Here is a 19,132-nt window from a genome sequence, read left to right on the forward strand (position 1 = left end):
ATTGCCAATTTAACCAAAAGCTTTCCTAAATTTAACATCCAGAGGTATCAATGAATATTACTAACATTAGCATAAAAACAAATGAATATAAAGGACTTAGGGATAAACCACATTGGCAAGGGCCAGCCTTGACTAATAATGGTGTCAAAGATCGAGAAACTAAGATCCAAGAAAGTGTGACTGAAAATGCAATTTTTGATGGCTTAAATCGAGGTCGAGTCGCTATATTTATTGATGGTATAAACCTCTTTCATACAGCTTTACAACTCGGCATGGAAATTGACTATGTTAAATTACTTTGTCATTTAACCAATGGTGCACGACTTTTACGTGCTTTTTTCTACACTGGAGTTGATAACAGCAATGAAAAGCAACAAGGTTTTTTGTTGTGGATGCGTCGGAATGGCTATCGTGTAGTTACTAAAGATATACTTCCGGTTGCAGAGAATTTTAAAAAACCAAATCTGAACGTTGAAATTGCTGTGGATATGATCACTTTAGCCCCTTACTATGATACTGCTGTCTTAGTCAGTGGCGATGGAGATTTAGCCTATGCTGTGAATGCTGTCAGCAGACTAGGGTCTCGGGTAGAAGTGGTCAGTCTGCGAACCATGACCAGCGATAGTTTAATTGATGTTGCTGACTACTTTATTGATTTTGATAGTATAAAACAACACATTTTAAAGGATTCCCATATCGGCTATAGTTATCGATCGCCATCCAACTCTAGCCTTTAACTATTTCGCGTAATTCCCCGGTATTCTACAAGCCGGGGATGTTTACTACTGGTTATGTCTGAAAAAATTACATATTTTTAATCTGTATACTCTGATGCAAGCTGCATGATTGGTGAGTTTCCTGACAGCAGTTGGTCGATTAACGGTTATTTTACGTCTTCTACATATACTTTTTACACTACCTTCAATTCTGTGGGTAACATACGCTGCATTTCATTTGCCAATGTTTTAAGATATATGCTATACCAGGGGCAGAATTGCTGAAATTAATTAAGTAAAATTGCCAGCCTATCCATTTCTATATTGAAATTCGGTGGCTACACTGATTACCATGTTTTCAGCATTCGATTAAGATTCATCTCATTGAGAGATGTCTAGTTGGCATCAGATTTATTAAATGCGAATATCGCTTTTGTTTTTGTATGCATCTCCACTGAACCAACTATAGCAATAACTGCATGCAAATAATCTTTGCTCAATCTCACATAACTCAAGGAGTGCTTCCCGTGAGTCAGATTCAATTGGCTTTCGTTATTAGTTACCTGCTGATGACCTGCTATTTTTTTAGCAATTGGTTAATCTTTACAGTCGGGCACCCTGTATCTTCTCCAGAAGATAAATTTTTATCTTTTGTGATGTTTTTAATAACTACGATCTTCTGGCCCTTAATTATTCCCATGTCTTGCTTAGAAATCTTTCAGCAACGGAAGCTGGAGCTTAGTACTTTGATTCCTGTTCTTTTGACAGTGTTTGCTTTTAGTATTTCATACTATCTGAGTTATTGGCATGGACATTGGTTGTGCTATTATGACCTACTATGTCCTTACGCCTCATGATGGGATAAATACTCGAAAAAATTAAATTGTCAATTAGTAAATCTCTTGAAACCCAGAGGTATTTCTTTCCTCAATCAATTCAAAATTGACCTGCTGATAAAATTTCATGGCAGAAAAATCACAAATCGGTTTTATCCAGGGCTAAAATTGCATCTACTTCTTCAAATTCCTGAAAAATATATCGCCATACTGTCTTTTTGATAAGTTTTTCCGCAGCAAAACTATACTCTGGCAATCCTATTTGATTTGTGTTCGCAAACCGTGCTGTAAGCATACCGCTCCAGATGCAGAGGCAGAAATAAGAGAGCTACTCACTCATTTAGGATGGCGATAGTCAATCATAATATCTTCCTGCGCTTCAGGAATTGAACCATAATTTTCAACTTATAAGAAATCTAATGCAAAAAAAATAAGGACAGGTAGGATACCCATCCCAGAAAATTGAACTACGCTAATTAAAAGTAAAAAACTTATTGCACTCGCGTGGGGAAAGCACCCGGTTGTACAGATAAGTTGAGGTTCTGCCCATTGCGACGTAACTCTAAGCGCAAACTTCCACCGACTTGACTATTTTCCACTGCCTTTTGGACACTAACAGCATCTTTGACTAATTGACCATTGAGGCTCTGAATAATGTCACCAGCACGTACTCCGGCTTTAGCAGCTGGGGAATTGGGCACAACTTTCACAACTAATACACCTTTATCTTCATCCACATTCAACCTGTTGTTGGGGTCTGAGTTGATGTTTTGCTTTAACTCAGGTGTTAAACCGACCATCTGAATTCCCAGATAAGGATGTTGAACTTTGCCTGTAGCTATGAGTTGAGTGGAAATGCGTTGTACTGTTTTGATGGGAATGGCAAAGCCTAATCCTTGGGCCCCTTGGATGATGGCTGTATTCATGCCAATTACCTCGCCACGGGCATTGAGTAAGGGCCCGCCAGAATTACCGGGATTAATCGCTGCATCAGTTTGAATATATTCTACTCGCTTATCGGGAGCGCCAATTTGATTGCTAGTGCGTTCGGTAGCACTGATAATTCCTGTGGTTACGGTATTATCTAGACCAAGGGGGTTGCCGATCGCGATCGCCCATTGTCCCGGTTGCAATTGGTCGGAATTACCCAAGGTGACGGTTGGCAGATTTTCAGCCTGAATCTTCACCACTGCCACATCAGTTAATTCATCCTTCCCCAACACTTTACCTTTAAAGCTGCGCCCATCTTTGAGAGTGACTGTAACTATATCTGCACCATTGACTACGTGAGCGTTGGTGAGAATGCGACCATCACCACCAATGATAAAGCCGGAACCTGATCCTCGTTCTACCCGCTTTTTTTCTTGTGGAGCCATTTGGGAACCAAAGAAGCGGCGAAAAAATGGGTCGTTAAATTCATCCGGTATTTGGGCTTGGACGGTACGGGAGGAATCAATCCTCACCACAGATGGCCCGACATTTTTCACTACTTGGGTGATAAAGTTAGGATCTGTGCTGGCTGTGATAGGGGGGGCAGCATTTACTCGACTCACTGCGAGATTAGATGCAGTCTGCGATACCTGCTTTTGGTTCCCAGCTAGATAGCCACCAGCTAATGTCATCCCAGATCCCAGCAGCATTAGCGATAAAGACGCGGCCGCCTTTTTCCAGGGTGCATGATCATGGCTTTTAGCCTTAGCAGTGTCGGATGAAATGCTGTTTGATAAATGTTCTCCGTCCTGTGGGTGGTTTTGCATTGCTGTCGGGAATAATATTTAGAGTTACTACTAGTGTAGATATTATTTTTGTTGCTTTTGTTGCTGTCGGATTATGTTTGGTAAAAAGTTAGGTACTTTACTCAGTACTTTATTTGGGTTTTTAGGCGATACGTTCCGACACTAAGTTTTGAATATACTTGGCTATTTTATCAATTGCACAATAACCTCATTGCCTAGGCGATAACCTGATAGCTTTACTCAGTAGGTTACAAGACATGAGCCTACTATGACACAACCGCCTTCAGCGATTCGTGCTTGAAGCTCAACTACATCCCTGTTGATCACTGTGCAGTCCTGACCAAAGTACCACCAACTGCATTAAAGCCAATTTTTTCAGTCCAAATGGCTGCATCAGCATTTTTAGCTTTTATTCAATCGGGAGCAGGAGCATTTCTGGGGAAACCTACATATTTTAAATTCTCTGGTGTCCAATTCTGATAATAGCGAGTTTTCAGCAATAGGTCGGAACTTGTCTTGATTATTTTGTAAGATTGGACAATAAAGTGTATGTAAGGTGCTTGTCTGGTATAAACTCCTTGGATGTTAAAATCGTGATGGGGATGTCCAGGAAAAGCAATCAAACCTGTGTGGGAAATAATTGCATTTAAATCTTCTACAAATTTCTCAATTTCGTCTGGTGTCATTGCCTGTTTATCAGGGTGAATCAAGAATAAAGATTCATGGTTCACTGATGACTTAAAATCATTGATTAGCTTGATTAGATGAGAATCACAATTGAGGTCATTAATAGATGAAAAAGGATAAACTTGGTAAATAATAGTTTCTTGTTCTCGCGCTTTTTGGCTAAAAGGGCAAACGGGCATATTGCCAAAAACAGGATGTGCTTTTTCTATAAAATTCCGCATATGTTCGACCATACTATTGATGATTTCTACGTCAGAATTTGTCATTTATTTGTATCTCCCTCAGTTTGAACAAAAGAGACAGGCGTCTCGCCTGTCCTACAAAATCTTTATAATATCCATTGCCTAAAAGAAAAGCGGGTTAGTTTCCGAGGCTTGAGATGTTTAACAGAATATCATTCAAACATCCTCCTACTGTAAAAATTCTAGTGTTCTCTGGTGATTATTAAAAATTTCCCGGTCTGACTCAATATTTTCTAACAGGATTGAGAAAACTGTTTTGTCATATTCACCTTCACAAAAAGTTTCTATATAAATCCTTTCCCCATCAAGAGTAAGATATGCTTTCATAAACACAAACTCTGTATTCAAGTCATTTACATATTCCAGAACATCTACTCTCTGCATATTTGGCTGGCAATAAAAGTAAGTTCTGATTAATACTCCTCGGCCGATAACACTCTTAATACTTATATTCTGCTTCCTGGGGTGACGGCAGATAAGTACTTCGCCATCTTCTTCAACATGATATCCATTGAATTCCATGTGATTCCGATATTTGGCTAAAGGATGAGCTACGGAATTGCTGATATTAATCTCTGTCATGGGTTTACAGCCTCAGTTGATTTTAAAATACTAGGTTTAGATTTAGTATTCCCATCCCGCTAGCAACTTAATCAGAACTAACACCAAATTCAACATTTCTGGTGTGATTTTTGATCTTAGGGGTGTGGAAAAGTATATTTTTTATCCCTAAGACCCCATCACTAATACTTCCGTTCTTTTGGCTCAAACATATTAATCACTACTGGACGATATTGAATGTCAATTCCTGCTGGTGAATAGTAAGCCATTGTGTGTTGAAGGAATTTGCTATCATCCCGCTGGGGATAGTCTTCACGAAAGTGTGCACCGCGACTTTCTTGGCGATTGATGGCAGATGCTAAAATTGTTTGTCCTACTACCATTAAACTCCGCAGTTCTAAGGCTTCCACGAGTTCTGTATTCCAGCAAGTACCTTTATCGTCTAAATAAATTTCTGGGTATTGCTGTTGTAATTCTTCAATTTTTTGCCAACCTTCACGCATTAATTGATCAGTGCGGAAAACACCACAGTATTCAGTCATGCTATCTTGGAAGGCTTGACGAACTTGGTTAATTCGGTATTTTCCAGGCTGTTCTAGCAAGGCTTGGATTTCTTGTTTGGCTTCTGTGATATAACGTTGCTCATCGATAGTCGGTAACTTGCGATTTTGCACGTATTTTGCGATCGCCGCCCCGGTTCGTCTGCCATAAACCACACATTCCAACAGCGAGTTACTACCGAGACGATTTGCACCGTGGACGGAGACGCAAGAGGTTTCCCCAGCGGCAAAGAAGCCATCAACTAAGCCGTCGCCACTGCTGCGAACTTGCCCATCGGTGTTAACGGGGATACCGCCCATACAATAGTGATTTGTGGGGCGTACTGGCATGGGTTGGGTGACGGCGTCAACACCAACTAAGCGGTGTGCTTCTTCCCAGCAGAAGGGGACGCGACTCATAATTTTTTCTTTGCCCAGATGGCGTAAATCCAGGTAGACAAAGGGCCCGCCTGAGCTACCATCGAGATTGATACCGCGACCGGCGCGAATTTCATAAGCGATCGCACGGGAGGTAATATCACGAGGTGCCAATTCCATGCGACTAGGGGCATAATTCGCCATAAAGCGATCGCCTTCAGAATTAATTAAATACGCCCCTTCCCCGCGCACAGCCTCAGAAATCAGCACCCCCACCGGATACAAACCAGTGGGATGAAACTGCACAAATTCCATATCTTCTAGAGGCAAACCTGCGATCGCAGTCATCGCCAAACCATCACCAGTAGAAGCATAATCATTAGAAGTATTGCTATAAACACGACCATAGCCACCAGTCGCAAACATCACCGCCTTAGCCCGCACCACCTCAACACACCCATCCAAAAGGTGGAACATCACCAAACCCTTAGCCTGACCTTCCTCCAAAATCAGGCGCATCACATACCACTCTTCATAAATTTGCACACCATATCGCCGCAAGTTGTTAACCAACTCGTGCAAAATCGCGTGACCAGTCTTATCAGCCGCATAGCAAGTGCGGTTATGGGTATGACCGCCAAAAGCCCGTTGGGCAATGCGTCCATCAGGTAAGCGCGAAAACAAAACCCCCATGTGTTCCAAATCAATCACCACATCAGGCGCTTCTTGGGTGAGAATTGCCACCGCATCTTGATCTGCCAAATAATCAGACCCCTTGACAGTATCAAAAGCATGTGCTTCCCAACTATCTTCTGCATCCACATTTTTTAGCGAAGCTGCCATCCCACCTTGGGCAGCCACCGAGTGAGAACGAATAGGATGAGTTTTCGCCACCACAGCCACCTTTAAACTAGGGTCAGTACGGGCAATTTCCAAAGCCGCTCGACATCCCGCCAACCCACCGCCCACAATAATCACATCATGTTCCAACATCATCAACCCCCGATAGCAAACAGCTGCTGTTCTATTGTAGAGAAGCCATAAATTACTTCAGGACAAAAAATCCCCGCCAATAGACAGGGATGGGATCTCAATGCAAAAATTTTTGATTATATTCCTCAAGCCAGATACCGCAGTCTGAAATCTCAAATCCCCTCAGCTAGTAGCTTGTACCGGTTGCTGCTGAGAAACATTACCGGGCATAGGTTCCATTTTAGTTCCTGGTTCAATAGCAGTTAATTCAATATGATTTAACAATGTAGTCACAAAGGCAAACAGCAAGAAAGGCAGCGTTAGAAAAACGACGAGTCCCACCGTGGCTAAAGCATACACCGGGCGTCTAGCACCCATCAACGCCAAAGCAGATGCCAAACTAATGGTAATCGTGATTAACCAAACAATTATTTGACCGTAGATATCCCCAAAGGTCAAAGTACAGACAACACGATAGTTTTGTATATTATTCTTGCTCATCTTATTTGCCTCTAATTTCTCCTATATGTTCTACGTTAAAGCCATGTCTGCCTAGTAGACAAGTTCTAAAATATTTTTGCAAAGATTGTAATATCACTTCACAATTAAGCCTTTTTGTTACCCGGCGTAACTCCTAAATTAAGTAGGGGCACAGCATTGCTGTACCCCTAAGGAGTCTATTTCCCTGAAAATCGCTGTAATATTAAGTAAAGAAGTATAATTTTACTCTATTAAAAGTAAATTGCTAAGGCCAAAATGAACGAAACAGATAAAAAGCAAGTAGAGATTTTTTTGAATAAATGGCAAGATTCCAGCGGCAATGAAATCGCCAATAAAGACTCCTTTTGCTTAGATTTATGCCGTGCTTTAAATGTAGAATTGCCACCGCCCCAAGGTAGCATTCCTGGCGACCCTTATTGCCTCGAAAAGAATGTAAAAATGCCTCAGTCTACGGGGGATATAAAACAAGGTCGAATTGATTTTTATAAAGAAAGACATTTTATTTTAGAAGCAAAGCAAGGTAGTACAAAATCTGGTAGTAGCACACCCAAACGGGGAACAACGGCATATAATAAATATATGCAAAAAGCTTTTATTCAAGCCACAGGTTATGCCCCACACCTACCAGTGAAATCTCCTTTTTTATTAACCTGTGATATTGGCTCACATTTTGAGTTGTGGATGGGATTTAGTGGAGATTATGGCGGTTATGGCGCTGGAAGAAAAATTAATCTTAAGGAATTATTAGAAGATAAAATTTTTGATTTATTTGTTGATATATTTACTGACCCTCAAAAGCAAAATCCAGAGAAAATTAGAGCTAAGGTAACGCGAGAGGTTGCAAATGATTTAGCTAAATTAGCCTCTTGGTTAGAAAATCAAAAACATGACCCCCATCAGGTTGCCAACTTCTTGATGCGATGTATTTTCACAATGTTTGCTGAAGATGTGCAACTACTGAAAGGAGAAGTTTTTACTAAAGCTCTAAAAGAAAGATGGATCACAAACCCCAAACGTTTTAAAATAGAGATTAAAAATTTATGGCAAACAATGAATATAGGGGGAACTTTTGGGTTTGATGCTATCTTGAAATTTAATGGTAGTTTATTTGCTGATGCTGACGCATTTGACTTACCAAAACCACAGTTAGAGATATTATTGCAAGCAGCATCAAAAGATTGGAGTCAGGTAGAACCTGCCATTTTTGGAACTTTGTTAGAAAGGGCATTAGATACCAAAGAACGCAGTAAATTAGGCGCACATTATACCCCTCGCTCTTATGTTGAAAGGTTGGTGCGTCCAGTAGTGTTAGAACCACTGCGTCAAGATTGGTTAGAAACAGAAATAATTGTAGACCAATTTTTAAAAGTTGAAGGTGATAAACTCGAACCCAGTCCAGCGAATAAAAAGAAAGCGGTAGATTTAATCACCGAATTTTTGCAAAAGTTGCGAGGAATTAAAATACTTGATCCTGCTTGCGGTTCGGGAAACTTTTTATATGTAACTTTGGATTTAATTAAAAGTTTAGAATCTGAAGTTGTGCAGCGGATAGCTGATATTGCAGGACAAGTGCAACTGAATATTTTAGAACAGGTTAACCCCTCGCAGTTTTTAGGAATTGAAGTCAACCCAAGGGCGGCAAGTATTGCCGAATTAGTGATTTGGATTGGTTATCTTCAATGGTACTTTAAACGCTTTGGGAATACTTCACCACCAGACCCGATTTTACAAAAATTTAATAACATTGAATATCGAGATGCAGTGTTAGCTTGGGATAGCGAAAAGCCAGCAATAGACGCCACAACCAAGGAACCGCGCACTCGTTGGGGTGGACGCACCATAAAGCATCCCGTTACAGGGGAAGATGTCCCAGATTCTAGCGACCAAATCACCATTTTTAGTTATATAAAACCCCGTCAGGCTGAATGGCCAGCAGCAGATTATATTGTTTCAAATCCGCCATTTATTGGTAATGCTCGAATGCGGGAATTATTGGGAGATGGTTATACAGAAACGTTGCGACAAGTTTATCAAGATGTGCCGGATACTGTTGATTATGTGATGTATTGGTGGCATAAAGCAGCGGATTTAGTCAGGAAGGGAAAAGTTCAGAGATTTGGGTTAATTACAACTAATAGTATTAGTCAAGTCAGACAAAGACCCGTTATTGATTTTCATCAAAGTCAAAAGAATCCCATTAAGTTATTTTTTGCAATTCCTGATCATCCTTGGACTAATAATACAGATGACGGTGCAGCAGTTAGAATTGCCATGACTGCGGTTGAATTAGATAATTCACAAATCCCAAATATTGCTGAATTGGGAACTGTAATTTTTGAATCTGAAGGAGAAACGCCAGAAGATTCAGCAGAAAAAGTCGAATTAGAATATCAAAACACATATAAAGTATTTAGTAATCTTCAGATTGGTGCAGATGTTGGAAAATGTGACAAACTAACAGCAAATTTACAACTATCTTGTCCTGGAATGAAAATGACTGGGTCTGGATTTTTACTCACTAAAGAACAAGCATTATATTTAGGTTATGACGAAAAGCTTCATACCAATAAAGTAATTAAAAAATATTTACATGGCAGAGATATTACTGACCAATCTAGAGGCTTGTACACAATAGATTTATTTAGTTTAAAAATCAAAGAGGTAGAAAAATTCTACCCCAAAATATATCAATGGATATATGAAAGAGTTAAACCAGAACGTGATATGAATAACCGTAAAGCTTTACGCGAAAATTGGTGGATATATGGTGAGGCTAGGGCTACTCTTAGACCAGCATTAAAAGATTTACAGCGATATATTGTTACAGTAGAAACTGCAAAGCATCGCGTCTTTATATTTTTAAATTACGATGTTATACCTGATAATAAATTAATTGTAATAGCTTTTGATGATGCTTATTATTTAGGTATTGTTTCCAGCAAGATTCATGTTATATGGGCATTAGCCGCAGGTGGTAGATTAGGCGTTGGTAATGACCCTGTTTATGTAAAAACAAAATGCTTTGACCCCTTCCCCTTCCCTGACGCAACACTAGAACAAAAACAAAAGATTCGTGAATTAGGCGAAAAACTAGACGCACATCGTAAACAAGTACAAGCGCAAAATCCCGAAATCACAATTACCGGGATGTATAACCTTTTAGAAAAATTACGCGCTGGACAACCTTTCACCGATGCTGATAGAATATATAATGATAAAGCTTTAGTTTCCATCCTCAAACAAATTCATGACGAACTAGACGCCGCAGTTTTCGACGCTTACGGCTGGAAAACAAGCCTCAGCGACGATGAAATTTTAGAAAAATTAGTCGTCCTCAATACTGAACGCGCAGCAGAAGAACGTAACGGGTTAATTCGTTGGTTGCGTCCTGAATATCAAGCACCAAATGAAGTCAAAACCCAACTGAGAATTACAGGTTTAGAAGATAGTCAAGAAACTGTAATTACCCCCGCAGAACAAAAAGTATTTCCCAAAAAACCAAAAGAACAACTCGCCGCAATTCGCGACTTATTACGCACCAGTGGCGGCGAATGGACTTTAGAACAGGTAATTGCACAATTTAAAGTTACCCAAAAGCAAAAAAAGGAAATTCCCGAACATCTGGAAAGTTTAGAATGGTTCAATATTCTAGTTAAATCTGATAAAAATGGCATCACTCGCTGGCAATATAATGAAACTAGAATTACAGAAAATGCAAATAGCTAAATTTATTTAGTCCGCTTAGGCGGACTAAGTTTGTGTAGCCGCGATTTCTAATCGCTTTATCAATGCTTTTAATATTGAAGAAAGAAACAAACAAAGAAAGCACTCAAGTGCTTACTACGAACTTTTTAACTTAAATTCGTCAAATTTTAAAACTTCTGAATCTGGTTTGCGGGTGTCAAAGAGATAGCTGCTAATAGTGCCGCTGCCGGTGTCGAAAATGCTGAAAACTGTAATGTCATTACTGGCAATATAAGGCAGGGGGTGACCATCTTCTCCTAATAAAGGAGCAATTGTCGGTAACACGGGTTCTAATCCATTAGGATCGCCAATTTCAATATAATCTTTTTCATACCCCTTTGGCACTTCTCGCTTTCTTTCGCCCCAAGCAGCACCATAGGAATTACCAACATTAGATGTTTCGAGAAAGTGCATTCCACTAGAACTCACAAAGCGGTTCCATAAATGGGAATGTCCATACAATACGAATTGCACATCAGCCGCTTCTAATAATGGAATAACATCGCGAATGATATAATCTGCGTTTTTGGGATATTCGTAACTTAATGTTTTGAGATTGCCATCATTATCTTGTTCCATGATGGGAACTGGATTAGTATAGGGGGGAACGATGTTATCACCTAGAGTATGGGGCGGATGGTGGAACATCACAACTTTGTATTTTGCTTGTTTAAACTCTGGGCTGTTGAGTTCTGTTTTTAGCCAATTATATTGTTTACTACCTTCAGTAATTGGCTCAAAAATAAACTGTCCATAACCCCAGGTTTTAGGATATTTCAAGTCTGCTTTTTTTTCCTGATATCTACCCGTAACTTCTGGATCTAAGCGGGGAGTCCGCCACATATTTGTAATATACAGTACCACCAACCGCACATCACCAAAGCTAACTGCATAATAGGTTTTGCCGCCAGTTTTACTTTCGGGTAGGGTAAAAATCTCTTCGTAGGTAACAGTATTAAATGAATTATCTTTTAGAGATTTTTCGCCATACAATTTTAGGGCAACTTCACGAGGAATCCCATCATTAAATTCATTGTCTAAATTCCCTGTTTTTTGAAATCTTCCCATCACTTCATGATTACCAATGGAAGTAAACATGGGTGCGTGTTGAATTATTTGCCCACCTGTATAGGTTGTCTTAACTTGTTGGTGTTCCATTTCATAGTTAGCACGACCTTGCAAACCAGGAAATAACGCACCACCTCGATTATCATCAAACCATTCTGAGGCTCTGTCAGGGACGTTGACTAAATCACCGGCAAACCAAACCCCATCCACTTGTCCTACTGTCTCTACTACTTTTTGCAAATTCGCCGCTGTCATCGGTTTTAGCTGATGATCTGAGGTGAGGAGAATTTTTAGCGGTGTACCTGGTTTTGGGGTAGGTGCAAGGGTAAAAATATCGCTGCTAACTCTTTCACCATCTTCTCTCACACTAGTGACGCGATAGGGAACCCGCACACCAGGAGTTAACTCAGTCACTTCAGCTTCATGTCGCCAAATCAGACGCCGAATAGGTTCTTTAAAAATTTCACTGTCTTGGGTTTGGTTTGCTACCCGTGATTTTTGGTCTTCTCTGGTGCGACTAAGTTTAGTAGTGTTTGCTTCAGCAGCTTTTATGAGATTTTCCCCATAGGTGACTGTGTGTTGACTACCTGCAAAATCAGTAAACCAAACTACCCGCACTGTAGTATTAGTTGGCAGTTGCAAAAATGGGTCGGTCAGCAGTTGGGGTGCTGGTGTCATAATTGTTTGCCCGAAGGAACGCACACTTACTAGGGTAAGGCAGATAGCAAACAGAAGTACAGCCGCTGGTAGTTGTGGGATTCTCATTTTTATGGGCTTGAGTATTACAAGACGACAAAAAACACTCTTTATGACTAATAGATTTTTATCACATTTGCTCCAGAAGAATGCCCATCAAGGCTTTACCGCTTGGGATTTTCTGCTTCTCATCTTTATGGTTGGGATTTTAGGCGCGATTGCATTTCCTAGTTTGATCAGCAGCAAAACTACACTTGTATCAGCGGAAGGAAAACAGTATATTGGCGCTATGAACCGTTCCCAACAGGCAAATTTTTTGGAATACAGGAATTTTGCTAGTTCGATCAAAGATTTACGACTTGGCATCAAAACGCAAACACCCAACTACAACTACTCTACTCGTGTGACTGATAAAGCTGCGTATAATTACGCAATTGCCCGGCGAAAGTATGTTTCTGGGGAATTGTTTGAAAGAAGGACGGTTAAAACCTATGTTGGGGCTGTCTTTGTTGTACCTACTCCCAAAAATTCTCAAAATTCTCAGGATGAACCGTCTACAATTGCCATCATCTGTCAAGCAAATTCTCTTACCACCAGCCGCCCTGCTGACCCAATCTATCAAAATGGTGTTATGTCCTGCGGTGATGGTACTAGCAGCCTTCCCTGATCAACCCTCATTAAAAAACCTGCCAATCTTTGAGCAAGATTAGCAGGTTAATTCTTTATCAATCGGAGCGGCGGGATTCGAACCCACGACCTCCACTACCCCAAAGTGGCGCGCTACCAAGCTGCGCTACGCCCCGTTTACTTAATCTGAGGTTTTAGATTTTGGATTTTTCCAAATTCTTGAATCTAATGTTGATTAAGTCACTTTCCCAAGAATAGCACAAGGTTAAGCATAATAGCAACTCTTTTTTAAAAAACTTTGAGCATTCCCGTGGCTTGTAGCAAACCCCCAACTGCTGAGGATTGCCATTCACCTTCTGCACCCCGTCCTGTATTCAGGATTAAGCGTAAATTGTAGGCGTGGGGATAGCCTTCTACCTCCATCCATAATAAGTCGCTTTCAGCTTCGCAGGCAATTTTCTCTTCATCCATTAGTTCTGCTGCCATTTGCTTCATGGTGTCTGCTAACTGTGCCAATAGTCGGCAAAAGTCGTTTAACTCGGCTTCGGTTAACTCTATTGCCCAGTCATCTGTACCCAGTAAGCCTTTAAATTCTGGTGCGTTGGGGTTCCAGCCAATACGCCAACCAGTCCCGCTTTTAATTAAACGTTCCATCTCAGCAATTCAAAATTCAAAATTCAAAATTAATTAACTACAAATTACTTTAAGAGTTCTGCGCCTCCCCGTTGGGGTTGTGGTGGGGTGGTGGAGGTATTGGGGCTGGGTGTGGTGATGGGGTTGGGGGTGAGTTGGTTTTGGGAATTGGGATTGAAGATATTAACTAAGACTTGCACTAGGGTATTTCGCTGGTTGCGGCTGAGGCGGGCTATGGCTGTGCGATCACCATCTATGGGGTTTACTCGCAATGTATCACTTCCTGGATAAGCAGTTTCATACATAACTTCATTGGCATTCAGGTAATCAGCCAAAGTCAGCTTCCAATCTAGGCGATAAATTGGCGATCGCCCTTTCACATAAATGTGATAACGAATCAAGCGGCTCATCAAGGTGTCGTTTTCCGCAGTTTTCCCAGAATCTTTACTGATATACTTATTTTCTTGGGGGAAGTCGGGCAATTGCTGGTACACTTGCCGCCAAACGTCGCTAGGGCTGATTCTCTGGGCTACAGCGGGTGAGATGCCGAATAAATTTGTATTTATTGATTTACCAGTTCCTGAACCCAAAACAATCACGCCCACCACCATTAAGGCAATGATTTTTGCAGAAGTTTGAGTTCTGAGTACTGAATTAAACTTCAATATTATCGGTGGGAAAATTGACCAAGACAAAAGTTTTTTCTTTTCCATAGAGTCAAAATTCTGAGATGAAAGTGCTGTTATACTGTATTTTTACTCAGCACACAGCAATTTCATCTCAGCATTGTTTTACAGAGCTGTTATTTTATATTTCGCCGATAATTTCTGGCTGAGTCAGTTCATCGGACATTTCAATAATTGCCCTGAGTACGGGTTTCATCATGGCATCTTCGTTATTTTCAAAGTCTTCGTAACGCCGACGCTTGGCACGATTTGCCACTTGAACCGTAATGCGGTAGCGATTTGAGGCAGCACTGATCAGTTCCTCAGCACGCTGCATCACCTGGGACTGGGTTGTCTCGAACTTAGAACGCTTAAGCATAGTTATTGGTTCTTGGGGTTATTACTCAGTTTAGCAGCACTGAAAAAGAGGTTGACAATTTAGTGCCACACACTTAGGTTCTATGTTGGGCTGTTTGTCTAATACCATTTTAGATTTTGGATTTTAGATTTTGGATTTTGGATTGGAAACCGCTTGGTGTATCTGGGTTTTCTCTGTCCATCTGTCGCCATCATTTTTCTTTCTTGGTCTAAGTATCTCCAAAAACCTTGACTTCAATCCCTTGGTTGAGGACTGACAAAGCAAAATTATCTGGTTTCACCGTTTATGACTAATATTTCCATACCCAAGAATGATTGGGATAGTGCCCTGTATGAAGATAAACACGCCTTCGTGTGGCAGTATGGCGAGGACTTGTTAAAATTACTCAACCCTCAGTCAGGGGAACAAATTCTGGATCTTGGCTGTGGTACTGGACAACTCGCGGAAAAAATTGCCTTAGCTGGGGCTGAGGTGATGGGAATCGATAACGCCCCGACGATGATTGAAAAGGCAAGACAAAACTATCCCCATTTGCGCTTTGATGTTGCTGAGTCCCAGAATTTTCGAGTAAATCAGCCGTTGGATGCGGTGTTTTCCAATGCTGTACTACATTGGGTGAAAGATGCAGACAATGCGATCGCTTCCATACATCAAGCCCTAAAATCAGGCGGACGGTTTGTCGCTGAGTTTGGCGGTAAGGGCAATGTGCAAGCGATCTCTAAAGCTTTAGAAACTACTTTAGAAGCGATGGGCACTCGGCCGGCAGCGAACGCTATTCCTGAACCACAAGCACTTAATCCCTGGTATTTCCCCAGTATTGGCGAGTACGCCACCCTACTAGAACAACAAGGCTTTGATGTAATCTATGCCAACCTGTTTTCTCGTCCCACTCCCCTAACAGAGGGAGAAGCAGGTATAGCAAACTGGATTCAGATGTTCGCCAGCGCTTTCCTCGCAGGGCTATCTACTGAGCAACAAATACAAGTAATTCGCACTGTTGAAGAACACCTCAAGCCGACACTTTATCATGGGGGAACTTGGACAGCTGACTATCGGCGAATTCGCATTGTTGCCATTAAACTTTAAATTGTGCAGATCATCAATATTGAAATGGCTTTTTAGGTATTGGTGCAAATTCATTACCCATTACCCAATAGCAAATTAATCCACTATCGAAAATGGTATCAGCTATGTTTAGACATCAAGTGTTTGGTTGCAAAACATCGCTCCTACTCCTACTAACCATCAGCCTCTCTACAGTTTCTCTGTTACCAATATCGCCCTCACCAGCACAAACAGTCCCACCACCATCTGATGCACCTCTAGAACTAGGCTTATTAACTAAGCCAAAAGGTTCTGTAATTACAGCAGACACCGTTAACCCGGAAACATTAACAGTCCCCAGTTTATGGTGGGCAAAAGAAAACTCAGAAAATAAACTGTTGGATAACTGGATAGCCTATCCTGCTTCTGAGAAAGAACCTGCACGTGTAGATTTGATTGTGAATCAGCAAATTTGGTCTTTACTAGATTATGTAGAGCGCTACGATTTTGTCAACCGCTTGGGTAGCGTTTCCCGAAATTTTGGTTACAATGTCCGAGTTTTCAATTATCAACAAGAATTCTTGGCAACCTACACTTGCAACTTTAGTACCAGTCCAGAATTATGCAGAATTCAGATGGGCAATCAGACCAAGGTCGGGTTAAGGCGTACTCCCTAGAATAGTTACTAACGACTGGGGAATTATTCAATAAGTCTCTTTCTTATCTCCTCCCATTACTAATTTATGACTTATCCATTGACAGGAAACAGCAGAAATTGTGGGTATGGTTGGTCTCATTAAAAATGCTGATTCGTGCGTTAGGGAACGCACTCTACGCGTAGGATGGGTCTCTTGAACCATCAAAAAAACCTGGAAAGAGAGTAAATCTGTACAGTGCGTAAGTCTTACAATTACCAATTACCAATTACCAATTACCAATTACCACTTACCAATTACCTCTTCACTCCTTAATTTTGGCGAACAAAGACTCATATTGCTTTGCTGCTATTGGAGATAAAGGTAGCAAAAACTCACTCTTTTGGAAAATTTCCGGATTAGTCAATAACAGGTTTTGTAATGGTTCTTGAATGTCTGATGCCACAATATTTGTAGAAATTGGCGAATTGCTTTTGGTCAACAGAGAAATCTGCTTGGCGATATTTGGTTGCCAACAAAAATCAATCCATTGATATGGTAAAGCCTCATTGCTAAGACCTGCGGGGCGTACCCACAAGTCAGCCCAGATTGCTGTTCCTGACTGGGGAATAACTACGGTAAGTTGAGGATAACTCCCAAGAATATGGACTATATCACTTGACCAACCAACTGCTAGCCAAGTATCTCCGGTGATTAAGGGTTCTAGATAGGTATTGGAACTGTAAAACTTTACTTGTTGGTTTAATGTTTTTAATTCTGTTTCCAAGGCAGGTATTTGGTCAAGATTTTCTGTGTTGTAAGATTTTCCTAGCTTTTTTAACACCAGACCGATCACTTCCCGTGGTTGATCGAGTAGAGAAATGCGTTGTTGTAACTCACTTCGCCATAAATCATGCCAATCCTTCGGGCGCCAATCCAGTTTTTGGAACTTGTCACGGTTATAAACAATCACCGTACTACCCCAACGGTAAGGCGCACCCCAAACTTTTCCTTGAGGATTCAGGTTTCCTTGATCGTCGCGCTTAACTAGCTTCTGCCACTTTTCATCTAAAACAGACCACTGTTTTAGCTGTTGTACTTCCAGAGGTTGAATCAACTTTTGCTCAATAGCGGTTTTTAGCCAGTAATCTCCCAATGTCACTAGATCCGCGATCGCCACTTTTTGACCTTTTTGCCAGGGAATATAACGGCTCAATCCCTCTCCATGGCTGTATTTTGGCGAATGCTGCCAACTTTGCAATTGCTTAAATAAATCCTCTAGCTGCCCAATTGGGGCAAACTTTAACTGTACCTGTTGCTGCAAACTTTTTTGAAATTGATTAACTACTTGACCAGGTATAGAACCTTTTAATAACTGCACACTGAGTTGAGATTGGTTTTTTCCACCACACCCAATCAGCAGTTGCGAAAGTGCCACACCGCTTGTACCTAGCAAAAAAGACCGTCGATCCATCGATTTTGATATTTTGAATTCTATTCAATCCACTTTAGCCAGAAAGCGATCGCCTTTTTGGCTGATGGACTTTTGCGATTAAGCATTCCCACAGTTTTAGCTCCAGTGACGTTCCACTAATTGTCAGGGTTTCCTGATGAATCTATTTTTAAATTCCTTGATCAACTCAATTCTAGGATCAGCTAAGTAATTGATGCTTGGATCTTTAAATGCTTAGTTAGCCCTCTTTGATTACTAATTCTGACTAATTACGTGCAAATACTGAATATTTAACTAAATTTAGCCTAAATTTTAGTGCTTTTTTGCCGAAAATTAACCTTTGTCAATAAATATATGAGTAATCCTGAGAAAAGATATAGGTAAACATCTATGTTACATGACTGACTTAAGCATCGTATCCATAAGAAAGAAAAACATGAAAAGTTAAATAATTCATAAGTATGGTTAATATTGTCAGTAAAGTGCATAACATAGAGTAAATCTTTGAATAAGAGTATTAAATGGAGCCATTACAAAAGCAAGTCCTAACTTTGAGCCAGAAACTAGATGCCCTTCACCAAGTGATTGAGCGACTTGACACCAAAGTTTCTCAAGCTTTATCAGAGTGCGTTTTAGAGAAAGCACAGGGAAGGGATAATTATTTAGAAAATAACGAGGCTGGACGTTACCAATTGAAAGGGCATATCAGTTTCAATCCAGAATTAGAACATAAGGATATATTGACAGACGGCATATATCCAGACACGAATCGCCAAGCTGGAGATAAACAAATCACCCCAGAAATTCAAATACAACGACTTACAGCACAATTAACAGCAGCATACAATCGCATTGCTGCCTTAGAAGAACAATTACTCAGAGAGCGAATTCACTAAAGGACTTATTCTTGAACCTCACACGACTCAAAGTCGCGTGATTCCTGCTTCAACGATCTCTGCCTGAAGTAATTCAGGACTTACAAGTTCTCCACAGGCGTTTAGAGCCTCCGGGATACCCACG

The 19,132-nt window shown here is 40.7% G+C and carries 17 protein-coding genes and 1 tRNA gene; 6 read left to right on the forward strand and 12 right to left on the reverse strand.

Features of this window, described 5'->3' with window-relative positions:
• The first annotated feature begins 50 nt into the window (after positions 1-50).
• On the forward strand, positions 51-737 hold the full coding sequence (locus tag H6G32_RS05910) for a LabA-like NYN domain-containing protein (protein WP_190456053.1): 687 nt from the start codon (positions 51-53) through the stop codon (positions 735-737).
• Between the two features lie 954 nt (positions 738-1,691).
• Here H6G32_RS05910 and H6G32_RS05915 read toward each other — a convergent pair.
• The 6 genes from H6G32_RS05915 to H6G32_RS05940 all read right to left on the reverse strand — a co-directional run bounded on the left by H6G32_RS05915 (position 1,692) and on the right by H6G32_RS05940 (position 7,168).
• A complete protein-coding gene (locus H6G32_RS05915; protein WP_190456056.1) occupies positions 1,692-1,847 on the reverse strand; it encodes a hypothetical protein in 156 nt (51 codons plus the stop codon).
• A 196-nt stretch (positions 1,848-2,043) separates the two neighbouring features.
• Positions 2,044-3,309 (reverse strand): HhoA/HhoB/HtrA family serine endopeptidase, encoded by a 1,266-nt coding sequence (locus H6G32_RS05920; RefSeq protein WP_190456058.1) that lies wholly within the window; start codon positions 3,307-3,309, stop codon positions 2,044-2,046.
• A gap of 392 nt (positions 3,310-3,701) precedes the next feature.
• Positions 3,702-4,241: a hypothetical protein gene (locus tag H6G32_RS05925; protein ID WP_190456060.1), complete on the reverse strand. Its 540-nt coding sequence runs from the start codon at positions 4,239-4,241 to the stop codon at positions 3,702-3,704.
• A gap of 144 nt (positions 4,242-4,385) precedes the next feature.
• A complete protein-coding gene (locus H6G32_RS05930) occupies positions 4,386-4,799 on the reverse strand; it encodes a DNA mismatch repair protein (RefSeq protein ID WP_190456061.1) in 414 nt (137 codons plus the stop codon).
• Between the two features lie 161 nt (positions 4,800-4,960).
• Positions 4,961-6,688, reverse strand: a complete 1,728-nt coding sequence (locus H6G32_RS05935) for a succinate dehydrogenase/fumarate reductase flavoprotein subunit (protein WP_190456107.1) — start codon at positions 6,686-6,688, stop codon at positions 4,961-4,963.
• A 162-nt stretch (positions 6,689-6,850) separates the two neighbouring features.
• Positions 6,851-7,168 (reverse strand): hypothetical protein, encoded by a 318-nt coding sequence (locus tag H6G32_RS05940; protein WP_190456062.1) that lies wholly within the window; start codon positions 7,166-7,168, stop codon positions 6,851-6,853.
• Between the two features lie 255 nt (positions 7,169-7,423).
• On the opposite strand from H6G32_RS05940, the gene H6G32_RS26660 reads away from it, so the two are divergent.
• Positions 7,424-10,894: a class I SAM-dependent DNA methyltransferase gene (locus H6G32_RS26660; RefSeq protein WP_190456064.1), complete on the forward strand. Its 3,471-nt coding sequence runs from the start codon at positions 7,424-7,426 to the stop codon at positions 10,892-10,894.
• Positions 10,895-11,008: 114 nt separating this feature from the next.
• On the opposite strand, the gene H6G32_RS05950 is transcribed toward H6G32_RS26660, so the two are convergent.
• Positions 11,009-12,658 carry a purple acid phosphatase family protein gene (locus tag H6G32_RS05950; RefSeq protein WP_190456109.1) on the reverse strand — a complete coding sequence of 550 codons (1,650 nt, stop codon included), beginning with the start codon at positions 12,656-12,658 and terminating at the stop codon, positions 11,009-11,011.
• Positions 12,659-12,788: 130 nt separating this feature from the next.
• On the opposite strand from H6G32_RS05950, the gene H6G32_RS05955 reads away from it, so the two are divergent.
• Positions 12,789-13,343: a type IV pilin-like G/H family protein gene (locus tag H6G32_RS05955; protein ID WP_190456065.1), complete on the forward strand. Its 555-nt coding sequence runs from the start codon at positions 12,789-12,791 to the stop codon at positions 13,341-13,343.
• A 62-nt stretch (positions 13,344-13,405) separates the two neighbouring features.
• Here H6G32_RS05955 and H6G32_RS05960 read toward each other — a convergent pair.
• From H6G32_RS05960 to H6G32_RS05975, 4 genes are all read right to left on the reverse strand, one after another.
• Positions 13,406-13,479, reverse strand: a tRNA-Pro gene (locus tag H6G32_RS05960).
• Positions 13,480-13,591: 112 nt separating this feature from the next.
• Positions 13,592-13,957: a DUF1818 family protein gene (locus H6G32_RS05965; RefSeq protein WP_190456066.1), complete on the reverse strand. Its 366-nt coding sequence runs from the start codon at positions 13,955-13,957 to the stop codon at positions 13,592-13,594.
• A gap of 44 nt (positions 13,958-14,001) precedes the next feature.
• Positions 14,002-14,649: a hypothetical protein gene (locus H6G32_RS05970; protein ID WP_190456067.1), complete on the reverse strand. Its 648-nt coding sequence runs from the start codon at positions 14,647-14,649 to the stop codon at positions 14,002-14,004.
• A 94-nt stretch (positions 14,650-14,743) separates the two neighbouring features.
• Positions 14,744-14,980: a DNA-directed RNA polymerase subunit omega gene (locus H6G32_RS05975; protein WP_190456069.1), complete on the reverse strand. Its 237-nt coding sequence runs from the start codon at positions 14,978-14,980 to the stop codon at positions 14,744-14,746.
• 285 nt (positions 14,981-15,265) lie between these two features.
• Between H6G32_RS05975 and H6G32_RS05980 the strand changes: the two genes are divergently transcribed.
• Entirely contained in the window at positions 15,266-16,066 is an 801-nt protein-coding gene (locus tag H6G32_RS05980) for a class I SAM-dependent methyltransferase (protein ID WP_190456070.1), read from the forward strand.
• A gap of 104 nt (positions 16,067-16,170) precedes the next feature.
• A complete protein-coding gene (locus tag H6G32_RS05985) occupies positions 16,171-16,701 on the forward strand; it encodes a hypothetical protein (RefSeq protein WP_190456074.1) in 531 nt (176 codons plus the stop codon).
• A 283-nt stretch (positions 16,702-16,984) separates the two neighbouring features.
• On the opposite strand, the gene H6G32_RS05990 is transcribed toward H6G32_RS05985, so the two are convergent.
• Positions 16,985-18,133, reverse strand: coding sequence for an extracellular solute-binding protein (locus tag H6G32_RS05990; RefSeq protein WP_190456075.1), 1,149 nt, complete (start codon positions 18,131-18,133; stop codon positions 16,985-16,987).
• Between the two features lie 500 nt (positions 18,134-18,633).
• On the opposite strand from H6G32_RS05990, the gene H6G32_RS05995 reads away from it, so the two are divergent.
• Entirely contained in the window at positions 18,634-19,008 is a 375-nt protein-coding gene (locus tag H6G32_RS05995; RefSeq protein ID WP_190456078.1) for a hypothetical protein, read from the forward strand.
• Positions 19,009-19,132 lie beyond the last annotated feature (124 nt).

Source organism: Cylindrospermum sp. FACHB-282 (assembly GCF_014697195.1).
Classification (GTDB): domain Bacteria; phylum Cyanobacteriota; class Cyanobacteriia; order Cyanobacteriales; family Nostocaceae; genus Cylindrospermum.

What these genes read in the sequence shown, in the direction of transcription:
- H6G32_RS05910 (WP_190456053.1), top strand. Translation starts at nt 51, where the DNA reads ATGAATATTACTAACATTAGCATAAAAACAAATGAATATAAAGGACTT.
- H6G32_RS05915 (WP_190456056.1), bottom strand. Translation starts at nt 1,847, where the DNA reads ATGCTTACAGCACGGTTTGCGAACACAAATCAAATAGGATTGCCAGAG.
- H6G32_RS05920 (WP_190456058.1), bottom strand. Translation starts at nt 3,309, where the DNA reads ATGCAAAACCACCCACAGGACGGAGAACATTTATCAAACAGCATTTCA.
- H6G32_RS05925 (WP_190456060.1), bottom strand. Translation starts at nt 4,241, where the DNA reads ATGACAAATTCTGACGTAGAAATCATCAATAGTATGGTCGAACATATG.
- H6G32_RS05930 (WP_190456061.1), bottom strand. Translation starts at nt 4,799, where the DNA reads ATGACAGAGATTAATATCAGCAATTCCGTAGCTCATCCTTTAGCCAAA.
- H6G32_RS05935 (WP_190456107.1), bottom strand. Translation starts at nt 6,688, where the DNA reads ATGTTGGAACATGATGTGATTATTGTGGGCGGTGGGTTGGCGGGATGT.
- H6G32_RS05940 (WP_190456062.1), bottom strand. Translation starts at nt 7,168, where the DNA reads ATGAGCAAGAATAATATACAAAACTATCGTGTTGTCTGTACTTTGACC.
- H6G32_RS26660 (WP_190456064.1), top strand. Translation starts at nt 7,424, where the DNA reads ATGAACGAAACAGATAAAAAGCAAGTAGAGATTTTTTTGAATAAATGG.
- H6G32_RS05950 (WP_190456109.1), bottom strand. Translation starts at nt 12,658, where the DNA reads ATGACACCAGCACCCCAACTGCTGACCGACCCATTTTTGCAACTGCCA.
- H6G32_RS05955 (WP_190456065.1), top strand. Translation starts at nt 12,789, where the DNA reads ATGACTAATAGATTTTTATCACATTTGCTCCAGAAGAATGCCCATCAA.
- H6G32_RS05965 (WP_190456066.1), bottom strand. Translation starts at nt 13,957, where the DNA reads ATGGAACGTTTAATTAAAAGCGGGACTGGTTGGCGTATTGGCTGGAAC.
- H6G32_RS05970 (WP_190456067.1), bottom strand. Translation starts at nt 14,649, where the DNA reads ATGGAAAAGAAAAAACTTTTGTCTTGGTCAATTTTCCCACCGATAATA.
- H6G32_RS05975 (WP_190456069.1), bottom strand. Translation starts at nt 14,980, where the DNA reads ATGCTTAAGCGTTCTAAGTTCGAGACAACCCAGTCCCAGGTGATGCAG.
- H6G32_RS05980 (WP_190456070.1), top strand. Translation starts at nt 15,266, where the DNA reads ATGACTAATATTTCCATACCCAAGAATGATTGGGATAGTGCCCTGTAT.
- H6G32_RS05985 (WP_190456074.1), top strand. Translation starts at nt 16,171, where the DNA reads ATGTTTAGACATCAAGTGTTTGGTTGCAAAACATCGCTCCTACTCCTA.
- H6G32_RS05990 (WP_190456075.1), bottom strand. Translation starts at nt 18,133, where the DNA reads ATGGATCGACGGTCTTTTTTGCTAGGTACAAGCGGTGTGGCACTTTCG.
- H6G32_RS05995 (WP_190456078.1), top strand. Translation starts at nt 18,634, where the DNA reads ATGGAGCCATTACAAAAGCAAGTCCTAACTTTGAGCCAGAAACTAGAT.